This window comes from Herbaspirillum robiniae, assembly GCF_002213415.1.
Lineage (GTDB): Bacteria > Pseudomonadota > Gammaproteobacteria > Burkholderiales > Burkholderiaceae_D > Herbaspirillum > Herbaspirillum robiniae.
The window spans coordinates 390944-414624 of sequence record NZ_NJGU01000006.1 but is presented as its reverse complement, the minus strand read 5'-3'; the positions used below and the strand labels follow the sequence as shown (position 1 = coordinate 414624).

Here is a 23681-nt window from a genome sequence, read left to right as displayed (position 1 = left end):
TACCGATCACACCGGCGGTCTTTTTCAACCTCGTCAATCTCTAGAGAAGGAACACCGCCATGAGCAAAGTCGCCATCGTCTACCACTCCGGCTACGGCCACACCAAGAAGCAGGCTGAAGCCGTACAGGCCGGCGCCGCATCGGTCGCCGGCGCCAGCGTCGAGCTGATCGCCATCAACGCCGAAGGCAACATCACCGACGCCGACTGGGCGACGCTGGATGCGGCCGACGCCATCATCTTCGGCTCGCCGACCTACATGGGCACCGTGTCCTGGCAATTCAAGAAGTTCGCCGACGCCTCCTCCAAGCCCTGGTTCGGCCAGAAGTGGAAAGACAAGGTCGGCGCCGCCTTCACCAACTCGGCGACCATGAACGGCGACAAGCTGTCGACCCTGCACTACCTGTTCACGCTGGGCATGCAGCACAGCATGGTGTGGGTCGGCACCGGTCTGATGCCCGCCAACAGCAAGGCCGCGCAGCGCAATGACATCAACTTCGTCGGCTCCTTCTCGGGCCTGATGGCGCAAAGCCCGTCGGACTCCTCGCCGGAAGAAGGCCCGCTGCCGGGCGACCTGGAAACCGCCAAGCTGTTCGGCAAGCGCGTCGTGGAAACCGCGATTCGCTTCAAGAAATAAGCCCCAGGATTCCAAGGACGTAAAAAAAGCCCACCGGATGGTGGGCTTTTTTCATTGCGGCTGGGGCGCGGCGGATGACTCGCCCCCGGATCAAGCCTGTGCGGCCACGTCGTCGGCCGCGGCGCGCTGCCTGGGCGCGCAGTGCGGGCAGGACTTGCCCGGCACATAATCCGGCGACAGCTGCTCGCGCGGCGTGACCACGGCGCGGCAGGCGAAGCATTGCGCGGTCTGGCTTTCCTTCAGGTCCGGGCTCAGCGCGGTGCGGTAGTCGAACACGAAGCAGTCGCCGTTGTAATGGGCGCCGCCGACTTCTTCAAAATACTTGAGGATGCCGCCTTCGAGCTGGTAGACGCTGTCGTAGCCGATGTTCTGCATGTGGATCGCGGCCTTTTCGCAGCGGATGCCGCCGGTGCAGAAGGTGACCACGGTCTTGCCGTCAAAGTCGGCCTTGTGGTCGGCGATGACCTGGGGAAACTCGGTGAACTTGGCGATGCGGTAGTCCACCGTGTTGTCGAAGGTGCCGACGTCGACCTCGAAGCCGTTGCGGGTGTCCACCATGACGACCGGTTTGCCGTTGTCGTCATGGCCCTGGTCCAGCCAGCGCTTCAGGTCCTTGGGCTCGACGAAGGGCGCGCGGCCTTCCTCCGGCTTGATCAGCGGGTGCTTCATCGTGATGATCTCGGCCTTGAGCTTGACCAGCATGCGGGTGAAGGGTTGCTTCTCGGAGTAGCTTTCCTTGACGATGATGTCGGCGAAGCGCGGATCGGCGCGCAGCCAGGCCAGGTAGGCGTCGATCTCGTGACGCAGGCCGGCCAGGAACATGTTGATGCCTTCCGGCGTGAGCAGCACGGTGCCGCGCAGGTTGTTCTTTTGGCAAATATCCAGGAATTCGGCGCGCTTGTCGGCGGTGTCGTCGAAGCTGATGAATTTGTAGGCGGCGATATTGACGTAGGGTGTATCCGGGGACTGCATGGTTCTTTGCTCTAAGTCTTTGAATTGTCAGCATTATATACGCGCGGGGCCGGTCTTCGCAGCTAATCGGCCCTTCTCTGATGCAGATCAAGCACAGTCCAAGCGGGCGGCGGACAGGGTGGGGCGACGGCTTGTCAAGCGTCTTCAGCCATCGGTAAAAAGCGGCTAATCGGGACCGGTTCGCATCCCAACCTCCGGTAAAATGTGGCCCCATGACTACACCGCAATTCGTACACCTCCGGATGCATTCGGAGTACTCCATCGTCGACGGCCTCGTGCGCATCGACGACATCGTCAAGGCCGCCGCCAAGGATGGCCAGGCCGCCATGGCGGTCACCGACCTCGCCAACCTGTTCTGCATGGTGCGCTTCTACAAGGAAGCGCGCGGCAAGGGCGTGAAACCCATCGCCGGCTGCGACCTCTGGATCACCAACGACGCCGACCGCGAAAAGCCGTTCCGCCTCCTGGTGCTGATCAAGAACCGCCACGGCTACCTGCAGCTGTGCGAGCTGCTGTCCGAAGCCTGGCTGAGCAACCAGTACAAGGGCCGCGCCGAAGTGCGCATCGAATGGCTGGACGCGCTGCGTCGCCAGGAGGGCGGCAACGGCCTGATCGCGCTCTCGGGCGCCTCGCTGGGCGACGTCGGCCAGGCCATCGACAACGGCAACATGGCGCTGGCCGAGGAATGCGCGCGCCGCTGGAGCGAGATCTTCCCCGGCTCCTACTACCTCGAGCTGCAGCGCGCCGGCCAGGCCAACATGGAAATCCAGGTGCGCCAGACCGTGGCGCTGGGCGCCAGGCTCGGCCTGCCCAGCGTGGCCACGCACCCGATCCAGTTCCAGAGCGCCGAAGAATTCATCGCCCACGAGGCGCGCACCTGCATCGCCGAAGGCGAGATCATGGCCAACGCCCGCCGCGTGCGCCGCTTCAACGACCAGCAATACTTCAAGTCGCAGGCCGAGATGGCCGAGCTGTTCGCCGACCTGCCGGGCGCCATCGCCAACAGCGTCGAGATCGCCAAGCGCTGCAACCTGGTGCTGCAGCTGGGCAAGCCGCAACTGCCGGACTTCCCCACGCCGGACGGCATGACCATCGACGACTTCCTGGTGGCCCAGACCAAGGCCGGCCTGGTGGAGCGCCTGAAGCACCTGTTCCCCGACGAGGCCGAGCGCGAGAAGCAAAGGCCGCGCTATGAGGCGCGCCTGGAGTTCGAGAACAACACCATCATCAAGATGAAGTTCCCGGGCTACTTCCTGATCGTGGCCGACTTCATCCAGTGGGCCAAGAACAACGGCGTGCCGGTCGGCCCCGGCCGGGGTTCCGGCGCCGGCTCGCTGGTGGCGTATTGCCTGCTGATCACCGACCTGGATCCGCTGCGCTACAACCTGCTGTTCGAGCGCTTCCTGAACCCTGAACGCGTTTCGATGCCCGACTTCGACATCGACTTCTGCCAGGAAGGCCGCGACCGCGTCATCCAGTACGTGAAGGACCGCTACGGCAAGGAGGCGGTCTCGCAGATCGCCACCTTCGGCACCATGGCCGCCAAGGGCGCGGTGCGCGACGTGGGCCGCGTGCTGGATTTGGGTTACAACTTCTGCGACGGCATCTCCAAGCTGATCCCGTTCAAGCCCGGCAAGCTGGTCACGCTGGCCGACGCCATCGAGGAAGAGCCGCTGCTGAAAGAGCGGCTGGAAAACGAAGAAGAAGTGAAGCAGCTGATGGGCCTGGCCCAGCAGGTCGAAGGCATCGCTCGCAACATCGGCATGCACGCCGGCGGCGTGCTGATCGCGCCCGGCAAGCTGACCGACTTCTGCCCGCTGTACACGCAGGGCGGCGACGCCGGCGTGGTGTCGCAATACGACAAGGACGACGTGGAGGCCGTGGGCCTGGTGAAGTTCGACTTCCTGGGCCTGACCACGCTGACCATCCTCGACCGCGCGGTGCGCTACATCCGCATGCTCGACCCGGCCAACGCCGGCTTCGAGCTGGAGACGCTGCCGCTGAACGACCGAGCGTCCTACGAGCTGCTGACCAAGGCCAAGACGGTCGCCGTGTTCCAGCTTGAAAGCCGCGGCATGCAGGGCATGCTGAAGGATGCGCGGCCCGACCGCTTCGAGGACATCATCGCGCTGGTGGCGCTGTACCGCCCGGGCCCGATGGACCTGATCCCCGACTTCTGCAAGCGCAAGCACGGTGAGGCCTTCGACTATCCTGACCCGCGTACCGAAGGCATTCTCTCCGAGACCTACGGCATCATGGTGTATCAGGAGCAGGTGATGCAGATGGCGCAGGTGATCGGCGGCTACTCGCTGGGCGGCGCCGACTTGCTGCGTCGCGCGATGGGCAAGAAGAAGGCCGAAGAAATGGCCAAGCACCGCGAGCTGTTCCGCGAGGGCGCCGCCAAGAACGGCCTGTCGACCGAGAAGGCCGACGAGATCTTCGACTTGATGGAGAAGTTCGCGGGCTACGGCTTCAACAAGTCGCACGCCGCCGCCTACGCGCTGCTGTCGTACTACACCGCCTACCTGAAGGCACACCATCCCGCCGCGTTCATGGCAGCCAACTTGTCGCTGGCCATGGAAGACACCGACAAGGTCAAGATCCTGATCGAGGACGCACTCGACATCTGCAAGCTGACCATCCTGCCGCCGGACATCAACCAGTCCGACTACCGCTTCATGCCGGTGGGCGAGCCGGGCAAGAAGGCCACGCAGATCCGCTACGGCCTGGGCGCGGTCAAGGGCGCCGGCCAGAACGCCATCGAATCGATCATCGAGGCGCGCAAGAGCGGCCCGTTCAAGGACCTGTTCGACTTCGCCAAGCGGGTCGACAAGAAACAGATCAACCGCCGCACCATCGACTCGCTGATCCGCGCCGGCGCCTTCGACTGCTTCAAGGTCGACCGCGCGATCCTGCAAGCCTCGGTCGGCCTGGCCTGGGAAAGCGCCGAGCAGGCGGAGAAGTCGGCCAACCAGGTCAGCCTCTTCGGCGGCGACGACAGCGACCTTGAAGCGCCGCTGGAATACGTGCAGGTCACACCCTGGAGCGACAAGCAGCGCCTGACCGAAGAGAAGGGCGCGCTGGGCTTCTACCTGTCCGGCCACCTGTTCTCCGCTTACGAGAAGGAAGTGCGCCGCTTCGTGCGCACCAAGATCTCCAGCCTGGAACCCTCGCGCGAGCCGCGCAGCCTGGCCGGCATCATCACCGGCGTGCGGGTGCAGATGACCCAGCGCGGCAAGCTGGTGATCTGCACGCTGGATGACGGCACCGGCGTGATCGAGGCATCGATCTACAACGAAGTGTTCGAACCCTTCAAGCACCTGATCAAGGAAGACGAACTGCTGGTGGTGCAGGGGCGGGTATCGGAAGACCGCTTCAACGGCGGCCTGCGCGTGTCGGCCGAAAAGGTCATGGACCTCGGCGCCGCGCGTATCCAGTATGGCGTGCGCATGGTGGTGCAGATCAACAAGGCGGTCGACGCCAACCTGCTGCGCGACACGCTGTCGTCGCACCGCCAGGAGCAGGGGCTGCCGTTCGTGATGCGCTACCTGCAGGCCGACGCCGGCTGCGAGGTCATGCTCGGCGACGCCTGGCGCGTCAACCCCAGCGACAGCCTGCAGAGCTCGCTGGTGGCGTCGTTCGGCAAGGAAGCGGTGGTGGTCGAATACTGATTCGTCCGCCTTTGGCCCGGGTTTTTTGCGCTGCAGCGGTAAAATCGCGGGTTTGGCCAATCGGAAGGCCTGTCGGGAAGGGCAGGCCGTGATGCAATGATGCGGGCGCGTCCGACAAGACGCCCGCTTTTGGAATAACAGAATGAAACTGAACATCTCGCCGTATTTCATCCGCCTGCTGCACATGCACAAGCCATACCGCTGGCGCCTGCTGCTGGCGTTCATCGCCATGGCCGTGACTGCGGGCACCGAACCGGTCGTTCCCTACATCTTCCAGGTGTTGCTGGACAAGGGCTTCGTCGGCAAGCCGACGTTCTCGCTGTGGCTGGTGCCGGTGGCGGTGATCGGGATCTTCGTCATTCGCGGCGCATCGACCTTCGCCAGCAGCTATCTGATGACCTGGGTGACCACGCGCATCCTCAACGAAGTGCGCGGCCAGATGTTTGCCCGCATGCTGGATTTCCCACTGGCCTTCTACGCCACCAACAGCGTCGGCAAGGTGATCAACTCCATCATGTTCGAAGTGCAGGGCATCACCGACATGGTGACCCGCATCTTCACCTCCATCATCCGCTCGGCGCTGACCGTGCTGGGCCTTTTGGCCTGGCTGCTCTACCTGAACTGGGTGCTGACCATCGTCACGCTGATCCTGCTGCCGCTGCTGGCCATCGTGGTGCGCTTCACCAGCCGCAACCTGAAGAAGCTGAACCAGGATTCGCTGCGGGTGAACGCCGAGCTGACCCAGGTGATCGAGGAATCGACCCGCGCCCAGCAGGTCATCAAGATCTTCGGCGGCCAGGAGTTTGAAAAGCGGCGCTTCCACGAGAACTCGGAAAACCTGCGCCGCTACACCATGCGCATGACCAAGACCTTCTCGTCGACCGTGCCCATCACGCAGTTCATGACCGCCTCGGCGGTGGCCATCGTCATCGTCATGGCGCTGATCCAGTCGGGCAACGGCCAGATCACCGTGGGCGGCTTCGTGTCCTTCATCACCGCCATGCTGATGCTGCTCACCCCGCTCAAGCAGCTGGCTGAAGTCAACGGCCCCTTGCAGCGCGGCATGGCCGCCGCCGAGGCGGTGTTCAACCTGATCGACATGCCGACCGAACGCACCGGCGGCCGCGCGCTGGAAAAGCGCGCCGCCGGCAAGATCGACCTGGTGGACCTGTGCTTCAGCTACCCCGAGCGCGACCAGCTGGCGCTGGATCATGTGAACCTGAGCGTGAATGCCGGCGAGACGATCGCCTTCGTGGGCATGTCCGGCGGCGGCAAGTCGACGCTGGTGAACATGATCCCGGGTTTCTATTCGGCCACCGCCGGACAGATCCTGCTGGACGGCGAGTCCATCGACGACATTTCCCTGCGCAGCCTGCGCCAGCAGATCGCCATGGTCAGCCAGAACGTGGTGCTGTTCAACGGCACCATCATCGACAACGTCGCCTACGGCGATCCGGATCCTGACCTGGCCAAGGTCGAGGCGGCGCTCGACGCGGCCCATCTGGGCGACCTGATGAAGGAACTGCACGAGGGCATCCACACCGTGGTCGGCGACAACGGCTCGCGCCTGTCCGGCGGCCAGCGCCAGCGCCTGGCGATCGCCCGCGCGATCTACAAGAATGCGCCCATCCTGATTCTCGACGAGGCCACCTCGGCGCTCGACACCGAATCCGAGCGCGCTGTCCAGGCCGCGCTGGACTGGCTGATGGAAGGCCGCACCACCTTCGTCATCGCGCACCGCCTGTCGACGGTGGAGCGCGCCGACCGCATCGTGGTGCTGTCGGCCGGCCAGGTGGTCGAGGTCGGCTCGCACCAGGAGCTGCTGGACAAGAACGGCGCCTACGCCAAGCTGTATCACCTCCAGTTCTCGGGCGAAGGAACCGAGCAGGACGAAGCCAAGCTGCAGCAATTGAAGAAACTGCTCTGAACCACGAGCGCATATCAGAAGAAAAAGCATGACCAAACAGATCGATGCAGGATCACTGCCCAAGCTGAACCAGATCGTGCCGGCCGAGTTGCTGGAAAAGGCAGACAAGATCCTGTTCGTCGCCCACCTCGCGCTGGGCGATTTCACCTACATGCAGGCTTGCTTCAAGGCCTTCGCCGAAGCCTACCCGCACATCAAGATCCACCTGTGGGTGGACGAGGTGCGCCGTACCTATGATTTCCGGCAGTGGAAGCACCTGAAGAACTACGTCGTGTTCGACTGGCTGCAGACCTGCCCGATGTTCGACAAGCTCTACACCAAGACCTACAGCCCCTTCGTGCTGCGCGAATCGATCCGCGAGGCCCAGAAGGAGGACTACCCGGTCGTGGTGTCGTTCGGCCTGGCGCGCCGTCCGATGTATGCCCAGATGGTGCGCAAGATCAGCCGCAAGGGCTTCGCCGTCGCCATGACCAAGCGCGTGCGTTTCTACGATTTCCGCAAGCACCTGATCTATGGCGCGCTGGACGGCACCATCCCCGTGTATTCGCACGACAAGACCCTGCATGTGAGCGACGTCTACGCCAACTGGTTCACCAGCCTGTTCGGCATCCAGGTGCCGCATGAAAAGCGCATCCCGACCATGGACGTGCCGCAGCAATGGAAGGATGGCGCCGTGCGCCAGTTGCAGGAGTGGGGCATCGCGGCCAAGGCCGGCCGCACTCGCGCGCTGGTGTTCCTCAACGCCTTCGCCAAGCCTCCCGAGCGCTCCTGGCCGGTGTCGAACGTGACCGAGCTGGTGCGCCGCATGCAGGCCGATCCCAAGTGGGCCGACGCCGATTTCGTCATCAACACCATGCCCGAGCTGTGGGACAGCACCCAGCGCGACGTGCAGACCGCGGGCGTGCCGCGCGTGCGGCTGTTCAGCGCGCACGACCACTTCTTCCAGCTGCCGGCCATGCTGGAGCAGAGCGACCTGATCATCACCGTCGAGACCTCCATCATGCATCTGGCCAATGCGGTGCGGGTGCCGGTGGTGGCGATGATGCGCCAGATCAACCCGGAATGGGCGCCGATCGATGCCGCCAACACCAACATCGTCTACACCCCGGAGAAGGACGACTGGATCAACAAGATCAGCGTCGATACGGTGATGGAGTTCTTGCAGATGCCCATGGGCAGCGCGCCGCGCTTTACTCCCGGTCAACTTGCCCGGATGGCCGGCTGAGATGCAGCTCCTTCCTCCACAGCGCCTGGCGGCGGCCGACAAGATCCTCTTTATCGCCCACCTTGCGATAGGCGACTTCACCTATCTGCAGAATTTCTTCAAGGCTTTCGCCGAGGCGCACCCGCACCTCAAGGTGCACATCTGGATCGACGAGGTCCGGCGCACCAACGACCAGGCCAAGTGGGGCTACCTGAAGAACTATGCGCTGTACGACTGGGCCGAGAATTGCCCGTTCTTCGCCAAGGTCTATCGCCGCACCTACAGCCCGCAGCTGCTGGCCGAGTCAATCGCCGAAGCGCGCGCCGAGCAGTATCCGCTGGTGGTGTCGCTGGCCACGCTGCGGCCGGCGCAATATGCGCGCCTGGCGCGCGACGCCGGCGGCCCGGACGCCTGGGTGGTCGGCATGCGCGGCAAGACGCGCTGGTATGCGCCGGGGGATTTCCTGGCCTACCGCAAGCTGGACGCATCGTTCGCCCCGTTCTCGTCGTTTGCCGGCTATCACATCACCGATGTCTACGCCGACTGGTTCGGCCAGCTGTCGGGGTTGCGGGTCGAGGGCGCGGCGCGCTATCCTTTCGTCGACATCGCGCCGCAATGGCAACAGGCGGCGGCGGACCAGCTCGCCCAATGGGGCGTGGCCGTGCAGGCTGCCGACGGGCGGCCCGGACTGGTGTTCATCAATCCCTTCGCCAAGACAAAGAAACGTTGCTGGCCCGTGGCCAAGGTCGCCGACCTGATCGTCGCCCTGCAGCAGAAGGAGGAATGGCGCACGACCACCTTCGTGATCAACGCCACGCCGCAGGAGATCGAGCATGCCAAGGCGCAGATCGCCGACCGCCTGCCGCCCAATACGCACTGGTTCAGCGCGCAGCAGAGCTTCTTCCAGCTGCCGGCGCTGTTGCAGCGCGCCGACCTGATCATTTCCGTGGAGACCGCCGTCATGCACCTGGCCAATGCCGTGAAGGTGCCGGTGGTGGCGCTCATGCGCCGCAAGAACCCCGAGTGGGCGCCGATCGACCGCGAGCACAGCACGGTGATCATGGCCGCCCGGCGCGGCGACTGGGTCGACGCCATCGACGTGCAGCAAGTGATGGAGGTACTGCCATGAATGAAACCATGCAAGCCGGGGCGGCGCCCGCGGCGGACGCCTTTCATGTGGTGTTCTGCGTGGACGACCGGTATTTTCGCTGCATGGGCGCGACCATCGCGTCCATCGTCGCCAACAATCCCGCGCGCAATTTCGCGTTCCATGTCCTGGCGACCAAGGTGTCGGACGACAACCGCCGGCGCTTCGCGGCGCTGGCCAATGGCCGGCAGGTCTCCACGCATTTGCATCTGCTCGACGCCTCGCTGTTTTCGCGCTTCGAGCAGTACACCAAGTCTTCCTATTATTCGTCCGCCATTTTCGCGCGGCTGGTGATTCCCGACATCCTCAAGTCGTACACGGACCGGGTGCTCTACCTGGACGCCGACATACTGTGCGTGGGCAATATCGACGAGCTGGCGCAACTCGACCTGAGCGGCGACATCGCCGCCGTCGTGCCGGATGCCGAGGCCACCACGCGGCGCCGGGTGGATGCGCTCAAGCTGAAGCATCCGCGTTACTTCAACTCCGGCATGCTGTACATCAACATTCCGGCCTGGATAGCGGCGGGCATCACGCAGCAGACCATCGACGCGATCCTGAAGGATGGCGAACAGTTCCGCTTCCCGGACCAGGACGCGCTCAACGTCGTGCTGGATGGCCGGGCGCGTTTCGTCGGCATCCGCTGGAACTACCTGTACGGCCTGGTCGGCGACCTCGAAAACAACCGGCCTGCGCTGGCCATTCCGGACGGCGCCGCGACCTTCATCCACTTCGCCGGCTCGGTCAAGCCCTGGGGCGTGTGGAGCGGGCACGATTCGGTGCTCCTGTTCGAGAAGTACCATGCCTTGTCGGGCTGGTCCGACCAGGCGCTCGACCTGGAGCCGACCAACTACAAGGAATTGCGCATGCACTCGCGCTTCCAGTGGGCGCGCGGCAAGCGCATCGACAGCCTGCGCTGGTACTGGCGCTACCTGATGGTGCGGCGCGCGCGCAAGTGAGCCGCCGGGCGCGGTACTGACGACATTCATATCACTCGCGCGCATGGGCCGCGCGATCGGAAAGCAAAAACATGGCCGAACAACTGATTCCCTCAGCGCTGCTTCGCAAAGCCGACAAGATCCTCTTCGTGGCGCATCTGGCGCTGGGCGACTTCACGTATATGCAAAACTGTTTCCGCGCATTTGCGCGGGCGTTTCCGCATATCCGCATGCATTTGTGGGTGGACGAGGTGCGGCGCACCCCGGATGCCTCCCAATGGGAGCACCTGCGCAAGTACGCGCTGTATGACTGGGTCAAGGCCTGCGGGATGTTCGACAGGATTTACGATCAGACCTACAGCCCGCAGCTCTACAAGCAGTCGATCGACGAGGCGCGCGCAGAGCACTATCCCATCGTGGTTTCGTTCGCGGTCCTGCGCCGGCACCTGTACGCCGAACTGGCGCGCAAGCTGAGTCCGCAGGGCTTCATCGTGGCGCAGAAGAAGCGCGTACGCCTGCTGGACATCCGCAAGCACCTGGCCTACCGCAAGCTGGACGCCTTCATTCCGGCCTACGCCGCAACCGGACAAGGACAACACATCAGCGCGATCTACGCCGGCTGGTTCGAGAGCCTGTTCGGCATGGCCATACCCGAGTCGGAGCGCTTTCCCTATCTCGATGTTTCCGCGCAATGGCAGCAGCGCGCACGCGCGGATCTGCGCGCGCAGGGTGTGGCCGACGACGCGCCGCTGGTATTTCTCAACGCGTTTTCGAAGTCCGAGGAGCGCAGCTGGCCCTTGCAGCGCATGGTGGAGCTCGCCGGACGCATGCGCAGCCTGGAGAAATGGCGCGACGCGCACTTCATCCTCAACGTGGTGCCGGAGAAGCTGGCGCAGGCCAGGTCGGTGATCGCCGCCGACCAGAGCGGCAAACTGCAGCTTTTCAGCGCTGAAGAGAACTTCTTCCAGCTGCCGGCAGTCTTGAGCTTGTGCAGCCTGATTGTCTCGGTCGAGACGGCGGTCATGCACCTGGCCAATGCGGTGCATGTCCCGGTCGTCGCGCTGATGCGCCAGACCAGTCCCGAATGGACCCCGATCGATGCCGCCAACAGCACCGTCCTGAGTGTAAAGACGCGCAAAGGATGGCTGACGGAAATCTCCGTTGATGACGTGATGGAGGTACTGACGCGCGACGCGTGACATCGGTCATGGCTCACGCGGCTGTCAAGTGAAACATTTGATTTTCGCCGCAGCTTTCCAACAGCGCCGGTCGGCGAGTGAAATTGCCATGCCAGCCGTATATCGAACCGTTATACTTCGCAGCGCACAACGCAGCAGCCGTCCGCCGACGATGTCCGGAAGACTACGTCGAGGCGCACGGCGACATACAAGCGCGTGTGGATACAAGGGGGCGCTTTGTACTTGAAGCATCAGGGAAAGACAATGAATTTTGGGGAAGTCTGCGGTTTCTTGCTTCCGAAGGGAAATGGCTCCAGCTCGCTTTTGTGGCTGTTCGGCGTGCCCGGGGGAGCTGGCAATGAGTGAGAAACCGATGTTGCCGGTACCGATGCAATGGATGATGTTTGCTGCCGCAACGGCCTTTATCGTGCTCGGGCTGTCGGTCGACAAGATTGCCGGCATCAGTTATTACGCCATGTTGCTGCTGGGCATCGTGGCGGTCTTCATCCGCGGCCGTTCGTCGGTTTCAGCGTTTCTGGCTTCCTGGCGCACGTTCTGGCCGCTGTACCTGGCCGTTTCAGGTTTCACGTTTTGTCTGGTGCTGAGCCAGATCCTCGTGGCCAACGGTTCGGCCAAGGACTTCAATTTCGCCCTGCGCTTTCAGGGCTTCGTCCTGCTGTTCTGGGTGTTCCTGCATCTTCCGCGGCGATTCTTCAAGTGGTTGGGTGTCGCTTTTGCCATCGCCGCCCTTGTGGCCACGGCCAAGACCTACTGGATGACCGCCGGCGGAACAGTACGTGAGCACCCTAACTTCATGCCTATCCTGGCCTATACCGAATTAGCTGCCATCTCGGGGACAATGGCTATGTGTTCCGTCAAATGGGACGTAGAACTGCCAGAGAGCATTCGCAGGTTGTTGTTCGCTCTCAAAGTAGTGTCTGGTCTCGGGGGGCTGTACGCGATTTATCTTTACCAGTCCCGAGGCGGATGGTTGGCCATTCCAGTCTTTGCGGTGGCCACATGCTTACTTTTCCTCCCCAGCTCAAGCATGCTGCGCAAGATGGCGGCGGTGCTGGCGATCATGCTGGTGGTCGCGGGCATCTATGGATCGACGGACTCGGTGCGTGAGCGTTTGCTGGCTGCCCGTAACGATGTTGTCCAGTTCGAAAACAAATCAGACCTCAATACCTCCGTCGGCACGCGCTTCCAGCTCTGGCAGGCATCCTTGCGCCTGTATCGGGAAAATGCCTTCATCGGCGTCGGGATCAACGGATACTCCCGGGCGCTGAGGAAAATGGCCGATGAGGGAGTGATCAGCGAAGGCAGTGCGCAATACCCGCATTCCCACAACGAGATTCTTTTTACCGCCGTGCTGTTCGGCTCCTGCGGCATCGTCGCGCTGCTGGCGTTGTACTTCATTCCGGTTGCGTATTTCGTTCGATATGCGCGTGGCCAGCCGGGCAGCGTCAAGGCGGCTGCCTGCATGGGTACCGTGCTGTGCCTGTCCTATTTCCTGGATGGCCTGGTGGACGTGATGTTCGCGTGGCGCGAGTGCGGACTGTTCTACACCGTGGTGCTGGCCGTGACGATGGCGGCCTTGTTCCGCTTCCGGCAACCTGATCGGGAGATCAGCGCGCCGGCTTGAATGCTGCAAGCAAGACGCCTCATGGCCGGTAGGATAAGGGACTGATCTTCGTGCTTGGTCGGACTGTCGGCCAGATCGTGTTCAGTCCTGCGCATTTGGCCGTGTGACGGCTTTTCGAACAGATTTCCGTCGCAGCTTGCCCCATGGCTGCCGCCATCCCCCCCGCCCGTGGAGAAAGATAGTTCTCCCGATTCGCTCCCAAGTTCCTCATGCCGCGACAGGCGGCCAATTCAGCCGCCGCCGGGTGAGGCCTGGGTACGTCAATCCTTCGAGCAACATGCGCTGCATGGCGCGGCAATCGCCTCACCATTGCCGCAAGGATCAGGAGGCAGTCCCGATCACATCAGAATGATGTCGTACTGCTCCTGCTGATAATCGCTCTGCACCTGCAGCGAAATCGGTTTCCCGATGAAGTCGCCCAGCATGGCGAGATGTTGCGATTCTTCTTCGAGGAACATGTCCACGACGACTTGTGACGCCAGGATGCGGAATTCGCGCGGGTTGAACTGTTTGGCCTCGCGCATCACTTCGCGCAGGATCTCGTAGCACACCGTACGCGATGTCTTCACTTGGCCGCGGCCCTTGCAGGCCGGGCAGGTCTCGCACAGGATGTGGGCCAGCGATTCGCGGGTGCGCTTGCGCGTCATTTCCACCAGGCCCAGCGTCGAGAAGCCCGATACCGAAATCTTGGTGCGGTCGCGATTGAGGGCCCGGCCCAGTTCCGCCAGCACCGCGCTGCGGTGCTCGGCGCTCTCCATGTCGATGAAGTCGAGGATGATGATGCCGCCCAGGTTGCGCAGGCGCAGCTGGCGCGCGATGGCGTGGGCCGCCTCGAGGTTGGTCTTGAAGATGGTGTCGTCGAAGTTGCGGCCGTTGACGAAGCTGCCGGTGTTGACGTCGATGGTGGTCATCGCTTCGGTCTGGTCGACGATCAGGTAGCCGCCCGATTTCAGGTCCACCCGGCGTCCCAGCGCGCGCTCGATTTCCTCTTCCACGCCGTACAGGTCGAACAGCGGGCGCTCGCCGCGGTAGTGCGTGAGCTTGGTCAGCACCGAGGGCGTGTAGACGGCGCCGAATTCCTGCAGCATGTGGAAATTCTCGCGCGAGTCGACCTGTATGGTCGAGGTGTCGTCGCTGACGAAGTCGCGCAGCACGCGCTGGGCCAGGGAGAGATCCTGGTGCAGCAGGGTGGGCGCGGGATTGGTCTTGCTCTGCTTGACGATGGTGGCCCAGGTCTTGCGCAGGTATTCGACGTCCATCTGCAGGTCGGAGTCGGACGCGTCCTCGGCCATGGTGCGGATGATGAAGCCGCCCTTTTCCTCGGGCGGCAGCAGCGCCTGCACCTTGCTGCGCAGCAGTTCGCGCTCGGCTTCGTTCTCGATGCGCTGGGAGATGCCGATGTGCTTGTCCTGCGGCAGGTAGACCAGCATGCGGCCGGCGATCGAAATCTGCGTCGACAACCGTGCACCCTTGGTGCCGATCGGGTCCTTGATCACCTGCACCGTCACGGTCTGGCCGTCGTGCAGCAGTTTCTCGATGGGGATGGCGGGGGCGTTCTGGCCGTCGTGCGGCCGCGCTTCCCAGATGTCGGCCACGTGCAGGAAGGCCGCGCGCTCCAGGCCGATGTCGATGAAGGCCGACTGCATGCCCGGCAGCACGCGCACCACCTTGCCCAGGTAAATGTTGCCGGCCAGGCCGCGCGAGAGCGTGCGCTCGATGTGCAGCTCCTGCACGGCGCCCTGCAGGATCAGCGCCACGCGCGTCTCCTGCGGGGTGATGTTGATCAGAATGTCTTCGCTCATAGGATACGGACGCCCGCTTTTTGTAATAGTTGAGCCGTCTCGAACAGCGGCAGTCCCATGATACCGGAATGGCTGCCGACGATATTGCTGATGAACATGGAGGCCAGGCCCTGGATGCCGTAGGCGCCAGCCTTGTCGTAAGGTTCGATGGTGCTGCAATAGGCTTCGATGGCATCCGTGGTCAGCGCCGCGAAGCTCACGTCCGACTGCTGGGTGATCTGCCAGATCTCGGTCTCCACGCCCATGGTCAGGCCCACCGCGACGCTGGTGAGCACCTGGTGGGTGCGGCCGGACAGGCGGGTGATCATCTGCACCGCTTCTTCGTGGCTGGCCGGCTTGCCCAGGATCAGGTGGTCGATCACCACGGTGGTGTCGGCCGACAGCAGGGGGCGGTGCGGCAGCTGGCGCAGGATCATGGTCTGCTGCGCGCTCTCGAGCTTGTCGCGGGTGACGCGGGCGACATAGTCCAGCGGGCCTTCATTGGGCAGCACGCTTTCGTCGACTTCCTTTTCCGACAGCAGCAGTTCGAAATCGATGCCGATCTGGCGCAGCAGTTCACGCCGGCGCGGGCTCTTGGAAGCCAGGTAGATCTTCTGTTCCGCTTGTTTCATGGGCACTCATTTCATCTCCGCGGCACGTGGCGCCGCAGTAGTGGTATCCAATGTCAGGCGCGGTGATACGGATGATTCTGGGTGATCGACCACGCCCGGTACAGTTGTTCTGCCAGCATGACGCGCACCATGCCGTGCGGCAAGGTCATGCTGGAAATACGTATCAGCGTGTCGGCGCCGGCCTTGAAACCGGGATCAAGCCCGTCGGCGCCGCCGATGACGAAGGCGACGTCGCGGCCGTCCTGCTGCCACTGGACCAGGTTTTGCGACAGCTGCACCGAGGTCCAGTCGCGGCCGCGCTCGTCGAGGGCGATCACGCGCGCGCCCTTGGGCAGCGCCGCCTCGATCTTCTCGCGCTCCTGCGCCATCACGGTTTCGGCCGTGCGGCTGCCGGAGCGTTCAACGGGTTTGATTTCCTTGAGCAGGATCCGGCATTCAGGCGGCATGCGCTTGGCATATTCCTGAAAGCCGGTTTCGATCCACGCCGGCATCTTGTGGCCGACGGCCGCAATGACCAGCTGCATCAAGCCTTGGAGACGCGTTTGGACGCTGGCTTCTTGGCAGAGTTGCTCTTGGCTGCTGCCACGCGCACGGTCTTGCCGGTCGGGGTCTTGGGTGCCGCGGTCTTCTTGGCTGCGGGTTTGGCCGCCGTTTTCGCGGCGGGTTTCGCCGCAGTACCGGCCTTGGCCGAGGTCGAGCGGGTGGTGGTGGTGGTCTTGGCAGCCGTAGCCTTGGTGCCGGTGGTGCGCGTAGTGGTGCCGGCGCGCGGGGTACGGGTAGTCGTGCCGGTGGCCGCCGTGGTGCGCGGCTTGCGGGCCGGCTTCTTCGGCTCGTCTTCATCGTCCAGCGCCTGGCTGGCTTCGACGGCTTCAGCTTGAGCCTTGGTGCGGCGCATCTTCGGGGCCGGGCCATCTTCGGCTGCGGCGCGCTTGGCGGCGGCGGAGGTGCCGGTGCGCTTGGCGGCGCCCAGTTTCACTTCCTTGTCGCCCCAGATTTCTTCCAGGCGGTAGTAGGCGCGGATGGCCGGCTGCATGATGTGGACGATCATGTCGCCCAAGTCGACCAGCACCCATTCACCGGTGTCTTCGCCTTCCATGCTGACGACATTGCCGCCCTTGGACTTGACCTTGTCGCGCACCGAGGCGGCCAGCGCCTTGGTCTGACGGTTGGAGGTACCGGAGGCGATCGCCACGCGGTCGAACAGGCTGGTCAGGTGGGTGGTGTCGAAGATGCGGATTTCCTGGGCCTTCACGTCTTCCAGGGCGTCCACGACCAGGGTTTGCAGTTTTTTGATGTCCATTAGTTTCGGTACAGATGTTGTTGTTCGATATAGTCTAGCACCCCGCCCGGAATCAGCGAATCAGGACGGGCGCCACGTTGCAGCTGGGCACGGATTTCGGTCGACGAGATGTCGACCGCCAGCCCGGAGGCCAGGTAGCCGTATCCGTGCGTGGTGCTGCGTATGTCTTGCGGGCTGCCGCTGCGGCGTTTGAATTCTTCCATCACCGCCGGCGGCACATGTGCCTCGGCCAGGGTGAAACCTGGGCGCGAAGCGGCGCACAAATGTGCGTAATCAAATAATTCCTGCCAATGTTGCCAGGTATCCAGGTGCAGCAGCTGGTCGGCGCCCATCAGAAATACGATGGACACCGCCGGACCGAGTTCCGCGCGCAGCGCGCGCAGGGTGTCGATGGTGTAGGTCGCGCTGGTGCGGCGAATCTCCTGCTCATCGATCACCACCGGCACCTGCCGGGCATCGAAGGCGCGCCGCACCATTTCCACCCGGTCCGCGGGCGAGGCCTGCAGGCCGTGCTTCTGCCAGGGGTTGCCGGCGGGAATCACGCGCAGCTCGTCGGGTCGCAGCAATTGCACGAAATGCTCGGCCAGCAGCACATGCCCATTGTGCACCGGGTCGAAGCTGCCGCCCAGCACGGCAATACAGCGCGATGCCGTTTGCGCCTGCGGCGCCATTACAGCCATTCCTTGTGCGCCAGGAAATCGGAATACAGCCGCGCTTCGGCGCTGCCGGGTTCGGGGTGCCAGTCGTAGCGCCATTTCACCAGCGGCGGCATCGACATCAGGATCGACTCGGTGCGGCCGCCCGACTGCAGGCCGAACAGCGTGCCGCGGTCGAACACCAGGTTGAATTCCACATAGCGCCCGCGGCGATAGGCCTGGAAGTCGCGTTCGCGCTCGCCGAAAGGCGTGTCGCGGCGCGCCGCCAGGATCGGCAGGTAGGCGTCCAGGAAGGCGTCGCCCACGCTGCGCTGCATGGCGAAGGCCTGCTCGAAGGGCAGGGCGTTGAAATCGTCGAAGAAGATGCCGCCCACGCCGCGCGGCTCCTTGCGATGCTTCAGGTAGAAGTATTCGTCGCACCACTGCTTGAAGCGCGGATACAGGTCCTCGCCGTACGGCGCCAGCGCATCGCGGCAGGTGCGGTGGAAGTGTCGCGCGTCTTCCTCGACGCCGTAATAGGGCGTCAGGTCCATGCCGCCGCCGAACCACCATACCGGCTCTTCGCCTTCGGCGTGGGTGGTGAAGAAGCGCACGTTCATGTGCACCGTCGGGATGTGCGGGTTGCGCGGGTGCAGCACCAGCGACACGCCCATCGCTTCCCACTCGCGCCCGGCGATATGCGGGCGGTTGGCCGCGGCCGAAGGCGGCAGGTTCTTGCCCATCACGTGCGAGAAGCCCACGCCGCCGCGCTCGATCACGTTGCCTTCTTCCAGCAGGCGCGAGGTCCCGCCGCCGCCTTCCGGGCGTTCCCAGGAATCGGACAGGAAGGACTTGCCGTCCGCCTGTTCGAGGGCGGAGACGATGCGGTGTTGCAAATCCTGCAGGTAGGCCTTGACGGAAGAGGTAGCGCTTTGTGCGTTGGAGGAGGTGGTCACGGCGTGTCGCTCTGGGGCACGTAATGAGTTCTTAACCCCGGGATTGTACCTTGCCGGGGCCTTCTCCGGGCGCTCCAAAACAAAAGCCCGGCCTGAGCCGGGCTTGTTTTGCCGCATTTCGGGTCAGGCCTGTGGCGGTTGCGCCAACGGCACCGCAACCTGGTAGGTCGCAGGGGCCGGCCAGCCTTCCTTCAGGCAGACCTCGGCGACGGCGTTCTGCACGTCGTTGTAGACCTGGCCGAAGTTGGGCGTGGGCGCGTGGATGCGCAGCGCGATCAGGGTGCCGGTGGCGTTGAATTCCTGGATGGCGATACCCGGCGCCGGGGTTTCCAGCACGTTGGGGATCTGCTTGATGCGCGCCATCAGCTTGGCCATGGCTTCCTGCGGATCGACGCTGTAGGCGATCTGGCAACGCAGGTCGGTGCGGCGCGTCGGGTTGACGTTGTAGTTGATGATGTTGTCCGAGAACAGCTTGTTGTTGCCGATGATCACGCGCAGGTTGTTGTCGGTGGTGATGATGGTGGTCACCAGGCCGATGTCGGAGACGCTGCCGGTCTGGCCGGCGGCGGTGATGTAGTCGCCCACCTTGAACGGGCGCAGCACCACCAGGAAGATGCCGGCCGCGAAGTTGGCCAAGAGGCCCGACCAGGCCACGCCCAGCGCCACGCCGACCGCGCCGATCATGGCCGCGAACGAGGTGGTGGGGATGCCGCACACTTCCAGGATGCCCATCACCAGCATGATGCGCAGGATCACGTGGATGGCCGAGATCGCGTAGTTGATCAGCGTGGTCTCGAACTGGCGCGCGCTCAGCACGCGGCGCACCACCTTGGCGAAGGTGTTGATGAACATGCCGCCGATGATCCAGATGGCGATGGCGGCGAGCACCTTGAGGCCGAACGGCACCAGGTAGAGGTTGATCAGGGTGTCGAGGTTGAGGAGGTGTTGTTGCATGCGTGGTTCCTTTTCTGCTTCTTGTGTCCAGGGTTGCAGCGGGCCGGCTGTGGTGCCGGATTGTCAGGAAGGCAATCCGGCGGCCGCCCGCGTGAGCTGTTTAGTTCGCCGCATGGCGCTTTTGTTGCAGTGCGCCTGCGATTTTATGCGAAAGGGGCGAGGGCAAAAGAACAAATCCCCCGCAAAACACGCGGCTTTGCGAGGGATCGTTCATTGCATGTCGAGCCGGCGCCTGAGGCGCCGGTCGCGCCCGCCGGCTTAGCGCTTCAGTGCGCGCCAGCCGATGTCGCGGCGCATCTGCGAGCCTTCGAAATGGATCAGGTCGGCGGCGTCGTAGGCGTGCTTTTGCGCGACCTTGACGCTGTCGCCCAGGCCCACCACGCACAGCACGCGGCCGCCCGAGGTGGTCAGCCGGTCGCCGGTCAGGGTGGTGCCGGCGTGGAAGGTGACGCAGTCCGGCGTTTCGGCCGGGATGTCGGTGATCAGGTCGCCGTTGCGCGGGGTATCCGGATAGTTGTAGGCGGCCATCACCACGCCCAGCGCGGTGCGGCGGTCCCATTCCAGCTCGACCTTGTCCAGCGTGCCGGTCACGGCGTGCTCGAACACGGTCAGCAGGTCGGTCTTCAGGCGCGCCATGATGGGCTGGGTTTCCGGGTCGCCCATGCGGCAGTTGAATTCCAGCGTCTTGGGGTTGCCTTCGGCGTCGATCATCAGGCCGGCGTAGAGGAAGCCGGAGAACGGGATGCCGTCCTTGGCCATGCCCTGCACGGTGGGGACGATGATCTCGCGCATCACGCGCGCATGCAGCGCCGGGGTCACGATCGGGGCGGGCGAATAGGCGCCCATGCCGCCGGTGTTGGGGCCCTGGTCGTTGTCCTGCAGACGCTTGTGGTCCTGGCTGGTGGCCAGCGGCAGGATGTTCTTGCCGTCCACCATGACGATGAAGGAGGCTTCTTCGCCGGCCAGGAATTCCTCGATCACCACGCGCGCGCCGGCGTCGCCCAGCTTGTTGTCGGAGAGCATCATGTCGACGGCCTGATGCGCCTCTTCCAGTGTCATGGCGACCACCACGCCCTTGCCGGCGGCCAGGCCGTCGGCCTTGATCACGATGGGCGCGCCCTTCCTGGCGATGTAGTCATGCGCGGCGGCCACGTCCGAGAAGGTCTGGTATTCGGCGGTCGGGATCGCGTGGCGATGCATGAAGGCCTTGGCGAAGTCCTTGGAGCTTTCCAGCTGGGCCGCTTCCCGGGTGGGGCCGAAGATCTTCAGGCCGCGCGCGCGGAACACGTTGACGATGCCGGCCGCCAGCGGCGCTTCCGGGCCGACCACGGTCAGCGCGATGTGCTCCTGCTCGACGAAGTCGGCCAGGGCGCTGGGGTCGGTGATGGCGATGTTCTGCAGGCGCTCGTCCAGTGCGGTGCCGCCGTTGCCGGGCGCGACGTAGACCTTCTGGATGCGCGGCGACTTGGCGATGGACCAGGCCAGGGCGTGTTCACGGCCACCGGAGCCGACGACTAGGATTTTCATGTGGATTCGCTTGTTAGTGGGGCGGATTATTCTTCAATGACGGCATTGGTATAGAGCTCCTGGGTGTCGTCCAGGTTCTCCAGCGCGTCCAGCAGTTTCTGCATCTTTACACCGTCTTCGCCGGAGAACACGGTCTCGGTCGACGGCTTCATGGTGATCTCGGCGAGCTCGGCCTTGAAGCCGGCCGCTTCCATGGCGGCCTTCACGGCGGAGAAGTCGTTCGGTCCGGTCAGCACTTCGATGCCGCCTTCCTCGTCGGTGAGCACGTCTTCGGCGCCGGCTTCCAGCGCCGCTTCCATGACGGCGTTCTCGTCGGTGCCGGGGGCGTACATCAGCTGGCCGCAGTGCTTGAACAGGAAGGCCACCGAGCCTTCGGTGCCCATGTTGCCGCCGAACTTGGAGAAGGCGTGGCGCACTTCGGCCACGGTGCGCACACGGTTGTCGGTCATGCAGTCGACGATGATGGCCGCGCCGTTGATGCCGTAGCCCTCGTAGCGCACTTCCTCGTAGTTCACGCCGTCCAGGGCGCCGGTGCCGCGCTGGATGGCACGGGTGACGTTGTCCTTGGGCATGTTGGCGTCGGACGCGCGGTCCACGGCCAGGCGCAGGCGCGGGTTGGCGTCGGCGTCGCCGCCGCCCATGCGGGCGGCCACGGTGATTTCCTTGATCAGGCGGGTCCAGACGCGGCCGCGCTTTTCATCCTGACGGCCTTTGCGATGCTGAATATTGGCCCATTTGCTGTGTCCAGCCATGTTGAATCTTTCCTGCGAGATGGGGGTGACGCCAGAACAGAACGGATCAGAGGCCAATTTCGAAGATCATATGGCCATGTTCTGACTATAATCGGGCGGGCATTTTACCATACCGCCTCCCTCCGATTTCTCCCATGATTGGCTTGTAGACATGACAAATCCGCTCCCCATCGCCAGCAATTCCGACGGGCAACTCTGCCTTCTGCCGCAGCTGGCCAATCGCCACGGCTGCATCACCGGCGCCACCGGCACCGGCAAGACGGTGACGCTGCAGGTGCTGGCGCAGGCGCTGTCCGACATCGGCGTGCCGGTGTTCATGGCCGACGTCAAGGGCGACCTGTCCGGCCTGGGCAAGGCGGGAGCCGCTTCGCCCAAGGTCAAGGAACGCCTGGCCCACCTGGGCCTGGCCGAGCCGGCCTGGGCCGCCGCGCCCGTGGCGTTCTGGGATGTCTACGGCGAAAAGGGGCATCCGGTGCGCGCCACCATTTCCGACATGGGGCCGCTGATGCTGGCGCGCATGCTGAACCTGAATGACACCCAGCAGGGCGTGCTGCAGCTGGTGTTCAAGATCGCCGACGACAACGGCCTCTTGCTGCTGGACACCAAGGACCTGCGCGCCATGCTGCAGCACGTGGGCGAGCATGCGGCCGAGTTCAAGACCGAATACGGCAACATCTCCGCGGCCAGCATCGGCGCCATCCAGCGCGGCCTGATCGCCATCGACGAGCAGGGCGGCGACAAGTTCTTCGGCGAGCCCATGCTCAACATCGAGGACTGGATGCAGACCGACGCCCGCGGAAAAGGCGTCATCAACATCCTCTCGGCCGACAAGCTGATGAACGCGCCGCGCCTGTATTCGACCTTCCTGCTGTGGATGCTCTCGGAGCTCTTCGAGCACCTGCCGGAAGTGGGCGACCTGGACAAGCCCAAGATGGCTTTCTTCTTCGACGAGGCCCACCTGCTGTTCGACGAGGCGCCCAAGCCGCTGCTGCAGAAGATCGAGCAGGTGGTGCGCCTGATCCGCTCCAAGGGCGTGGGCGTGTATTTCGTCACGCAGAATCCGCTGGACATCCCCGACACCGTGCTGGGCCAGCTCGGCAACCGTGTGCAGCATGCGCTGCGCGCCTACACGCCGCGCGACCAGAAGGCCGTCACCGCCGCGGCCGAGACCTTCCGCGCCAATCCCAGGCTGAACACGGCGCAGGCCATCACCGAGCTGGGCGTGGGCGAGGCGCTGGTGTCCTTCCTGGACGAGAAGGGGCGGCCCAATGTGGTAGAGCGCGGCTATGTGCTCACGCCGCCGTCCCAGATCGGCCCGGTCAGCGAGGACGAGCGGCGCGCGCTGATGGCCGCTTCGCTGGTGGCCGGCATCTACGAGCAGGCCATCGACCGCGAATCGGCCTATGAGCGCCTGAAGGGCCGCACCGTCCAGCAGCAGCCGCCGGCGCCCGCGCAGACCCAGGGCACGTCGCAGACGCCGGCCGACGACAACGCCTGGGGCGCCTCGGCCGGCCGTGCGCAGACGCCGCCGGCGCAGGGCGCGCGCCCGTCCGGCGGCATGGCGCGTCCGGCGCCGCAGCCACCGCAATCCCAGCCCCAGCCCCAGCCGCAGGACCAGGGCGGCGGTCTGGGCGACCTGCTCAAGGATGCCGCCGGCGGCATCTTCGGCAACGGCGGCAGCCGCCGCCGCAGCGATTCGCCGCTGCAGGCCATGGTCAAGTCGGCCGCGCGCAGCATCGGCTCCCAGGTCGGGCGCGAGATCATCCGCGGCGTGCTGGGCTCGCTGATGAAGAAGCGCTGAGCCGCGGCATGCGCGGGACCGTCCGA

General features: G+C 64.2%; 19 protein-coding genes. 9 read left to right on the top strand and 10 right to left on the bottom strand.

What is annotated here, in order from left to right; genetic code table 11:
• Positions 1-59: 59 nt before the first annotated feature.
• Positions 60-635 carry a flavodoxin family protein gene (locus CEJ42_RS13315; RefSeq protein WP_079218583.1) on the top strand — a complete coding sequence of 192 codons (576 nt, stop codon included), beginning with the start codon at positions 60-62 and terminating at the stop codon, positions 633-635.
• A gap of 90 nt (positions 636-725) precedes the next feature.
• Here CEJ42_RS13315 and CEJ42_RS13310 read toward each other — a convergent pair whose 3' ends face one another.
• Positions 726-1607, bottom strand: a complete 882-nt coding sequence (locus CEJ42_RS13310) for a sulfurtransferase (protein WP_088751387.1) — start codon at positions 1605-1607, stop codon at positions 726-728.
• A gap of 212 nt (positions 1608-1819) precedes the next feature.
• On the opposite strand from CEJ42_RS13310, the gene dnaE reads away from it, so the two are divergent.
• From dnaE to CEJ42_RS13275, 7 genes are all read left to right on the top strand, one after another.
• Positions 1820-5278, top strand: coding sequence for a DNA polymerase III subunit alpha (gene dnaE, locus CEJ42_RS13305; protein ID WP_079218585.1), 3459 nt, complete (start codon positions 1820-1822; stop codon positions 5276-5278).
• Positions 5279-5420: 142 nt separating this feature from the next.
• On the top strand, positions 5421-7205 hold the full coding sequence (gene msbA / locus CEJ42_RS13300; RefSeq protein WP_088751386.1) for a lipid A export permease/ATP-binding protein MsbA: 1785 nt from the start codon (positions 5421-5423) through the stop codon (positions 7203-7205).
• Positions 7206-7233: 28 nt separating this feature from the next.
• The gene (locus CEJ42_RS13295) at positions 7234-8430 is read left to right on the top strand and encodes a glycosyltransferase family 9 protein (protein WP_243397860.1); all 1197 of its coding nucleotides are present in this window, start codon (positions 7234-7236) and stop codon (positions 8428-8430) included.
• A 1-nt stretch (position 8431) separates the two neighbouring features.
• Positions 8432-9538 carry a glycosyltransferase family 9 protein gene (locus CEJ42_RS13290; RefSeq protein ID WP_088751385.1) on the top strand — a complete coding sequence of 369 codons (1107 nt, stop codon included), beginning with the start codon at positions 8432-8434 and terminating at the stop codon, positions 9536-9538.
• Complete coding sequence (locus tag CEJ42_RS13285) at positions 9535-10515, top strand: glycosyltransferase family 8 protein (RefSeq protein WP_088751384.1); 981 nt, start codon at positions 9535-9537, stop codon at positions 10513-10515. The genes CEJ42_RS13290 and CEJ42_RS13285 overlap by 4 nt, the downstream gene beginning before the upstream one ends.
• A gap of 71 nt (positions 10516-10586) precedes the next feature.
• Positions 10587-11693: a glycosyltransferase family 9 protein gene (locus tag CEJ42_RS13280; protein WP_088751383.1), complete on the top strand. Its 1107-nt coding sequence runs from the start codon at positions 10587-10589 to the stop codon at positions 11691-11693.
• Between the two features lie 337 nt (positions 11694-12030).
• Positions 12031-13317 (top strand): O-antigen ligase family protein, encoded by a 1287-nt coding sequence (locus tag CEJ42_RS13275; RefSeq protein WP_165774432.1) that lies wholly within the window; start codon positions 12031-12033, stop codon positions 13315-13317.
• 338 nt (positions 13318-13655) lie between these two features.
• On the opposite strand, the gene rng is transcribed toward CEJ42_RS13275, so the two are convergent.
• From rng to CEJ42_RS13230, 9 genes are all read right to left on the bottom strand, one after another.
• Positions 13656-15119, bottom strand: a complete 1464-nt coding sequence (gene rng / locus CEJ42_RS13270) for a ribonuclease G (RefSeq protein ID WP_079218597.1) — start codon at positions 15117-15119, stop codon at positions 13656-13658.
• Entirely contained in the window at positions 15116-15730 is a 615-nt protein-coding gene (locus CEJ42_RS13265; RefSeq protein ID WP_079218599.1) for a Maf family protein, read from the bottom strand. Before CEJ42_RS13265 ends, rng begins: the two co-directional genes overlap by 4 nt.
• A 53-nt stretch (positions 15731-15783) precedes the next feature.
• Complete coding sequence (rlmH, locus tag CEJ42_RS13260) at positions 15784-16254, bottom strand: 23S rRNA (pseudouridine(1915)-N(3))-methyltransferase RlmH (protein WP_079218602.1); 471 nt, start codon at positions 16252-16254, stop codon at positions 15784-15786.
• Positions 16254-17030: a ribosome silencing factor gene (gene rsfS / locus CEJ42_RS13255; RefSeq protein ID WP_088751381.1), complete on the bottom strand. Its 777-nt coding sequence runs from the start codon at positions 17028-17030 to the stop codon at positions 16254-16256. Before rsfS ends, rlmH begins: the two co-directional genes overlap by 1 nt.
• Positions 17030-17701: a nicotinate-nucleotide adenylyltransferase gene (locus tag CEJ42_RS13250; RefSeq protein WP_079218607.1), complete on the bottom strand. Its 672-nt coding sequence runs from the start codon at positions 17699-17701 to the stop codon at positions 17030-17032. Before CEJ42_RS13250 ends, rsfS begins: the two co-directional genes overlap by 1 nt.
• Positions 17701-18621, bottom strand: a complete 921-nt coding sequence (hemF, locus tag CEJ42_RS13245) for an oxygen-dependent coproporphyrinogen oxidase (RefSeq protein WP_088751380.1) — start codon at positions 18619-18621, stop codon at positions 17701-17703. The genes CEJ42_RS13250 and hemF overlap by 1 nt, the downstream gene beginning before the upstream one ends.
• Positions 18622-18744: 123 nt before the next feature.
• Complete coding sequence (locus CEJ42_RS13240; RefSeq protein ID WP_079218611.1) at positions 18745-19575, bottom strand: mechanosensitive ion channel family protein; 831 nt, start codon at positions 19573-19575, stop codon at positions 18745-18747.
• Positions 19576-19833: 258 nt separating this feature from the next.
• Positions 19834-21102: a phosphoribosylamine--glycine ligase gene (gene purD, locus CEJ42_RS13235; protein WP_088751379.1), complete on the bottom strand. Its 1269-nt coding sequence runs from the start codon at positions 21100-21102 to the stop codon at positions 19834-19836.
• A 26-nt stretch (positions 21103-21128) separates the two neighbouring features.
• Entirely contained in the window at positions 21129-21854 is a 726-nt protein-coding gene (locus CEJ42_RS13230; protein WP_079218617.1) for a YebC/PmpR family DNA-binding transcriptional regulator, read from the bottom strand.
• A gap of 151 nt (positions 21855-22005) precedes the next feature.
• On the opposite strand from CEJ42_RS13230, the gene CEJ42_RS13225 reads away from it, so the two are divergent.
• A complete protein-coding gene (locus CEJ42_RS13225; RefSeq protein WP_088751378.1) occupies positions 22006-23655 on the top strand; it encodes a helicase HerA-like C-terminal domain-containing protein in 1650 nt (549 codons plus the stop codon).
• The last annotated feature ends 26 nt before the right edge of the window (positions 23656-23681 follow it).

Excerpts from the sequence above, each read along its gene's own strand:
- rng (WP_079218597.1), bottom strand. The coding sequence starts at position 15,119 with ATGAGCGAAGACATTCTGATCAACATCACCCCGCAGGAGACGCGCGTG.
- CEJ42_RS13250 (WP_079218607.1), bottom strand. The coding sequence starts at position 17,701 with ATGGCGCCGCAGGCGCAAACGGCATCGCGCTGTATTGCCGTGCTGGGC.
- CEJ42_RS13230 (WP_079218617.1), bottom strand. The coding sequence starts at position 21,854 with ATGGCTGGACACAGCAAATGGGCCAATATTCAGCATCGCAAAGGCCGT.
- rsfS (WP_088751381.1), bottom strand. The coding sequence starts at position 17,030 with ATGGACATCAAAAAACTGCAAACCCTGGTCGTGGACGCCCTGGAAGAC.
- CEJ42_RS13315 (WP_079218583.1), top strand. The coding sequence starts at position 60 with ATGAGCAAAGTCGCCATCGTCTACCACTCCGGCTACGGCCACACCAAG.
- dnaE (WP_079218585.1), top strand. The coding sequence starts at position 1,820 with ATGACTACACCGCAATTCGTACACCTCCGGATGCATTCGGAGTACTCC.
- CEJ42_RS13265 (WP_079218599.1), bottom strand. The coding sequence starts at position 15,730 with ATGAAACAAGCGGAACAGAAGATCTACCTGGCTTCCAAGAGCCCGCGC.
- purD (WP_088751379.1), bottom strand. The coding sequence starts at position 21,102 with ATGAAAATCCTAGTCGTCGGCTCCGGTGGCCGTGAACACGCCCTGGCC.
- CEJ42_RS13295 (WP_243397860.1), top strand. The coding sequence starts at position 7,234 with ATGACCAAACAGATCGATGCAGGATCACTGCCCAAGCTGAACCAGATC.
- rlmH (WP_079218602.1), bottom strand. The coding sequence starts at position 16,254 with ATGCAGCTGGTCATTGCGGCCGTCGGCCACAAGATGCCGGCGTGGATC.
- CEJ42_RS13225 (WP_088751378.1), top strand. The coding sequence starts at position 22,006 with ATGACAAATCCGCTCCCCATCGCCAGCAATTCCGACGGGCAACTCTGC.
- msbA (WP_088751386.1), top strand. The coding sequence starts at position 5,421 with ATGAAACTGAACATCTCGCCGTATTTCATCCGCCTGCTGCACATGCAC.
- CEJ42_RS13280 (WP_088751383.1), top strand. The coding sequence starts at position 10,587 with ATGGCCGAACAACTGATTCCCTCAGCGCTGCTTCGCAAAGCCGACAAG.
- CEJ42_RS13310 (WP_088751387.1), bottom strand. The coding sequence starts at position 1,607 with ATGCAGTCCCCGGATACACCCTACGTCAATATCGCCGCCTACAAATTC.
- CEJ42_RS13285 (WP_088751384.1), top strand. The coding sequence starts at position 9,535 with ATGAATGAAACCATGCAAGCCGGGGCGGCGCCCGCGGCGGACGCCTTT.
- CEJ42_RS13275 (WP_165774432.1), top strand. The coding sequence starts at position 12,031 with ATGAGTGAGAAACCGATGTTGCCGGTACCGATGCAATGGATGATGTTT.
- CEJ42_RS13290 (WP_088751385.1), top strand. The coding sequence starts at position 8,432 with ATGCAGCTCCTTCCTCCACAGCGCCTGGCGGCGGCCGACAAGATCCTC.
- CEJ42_RS13240 (WP_079218611.1), bottom strand. The coding sequence starts at position 19,575 with ATGCAACAACACCTCCTCAACCTCGACACCCTGATCAACCTCTACCTG.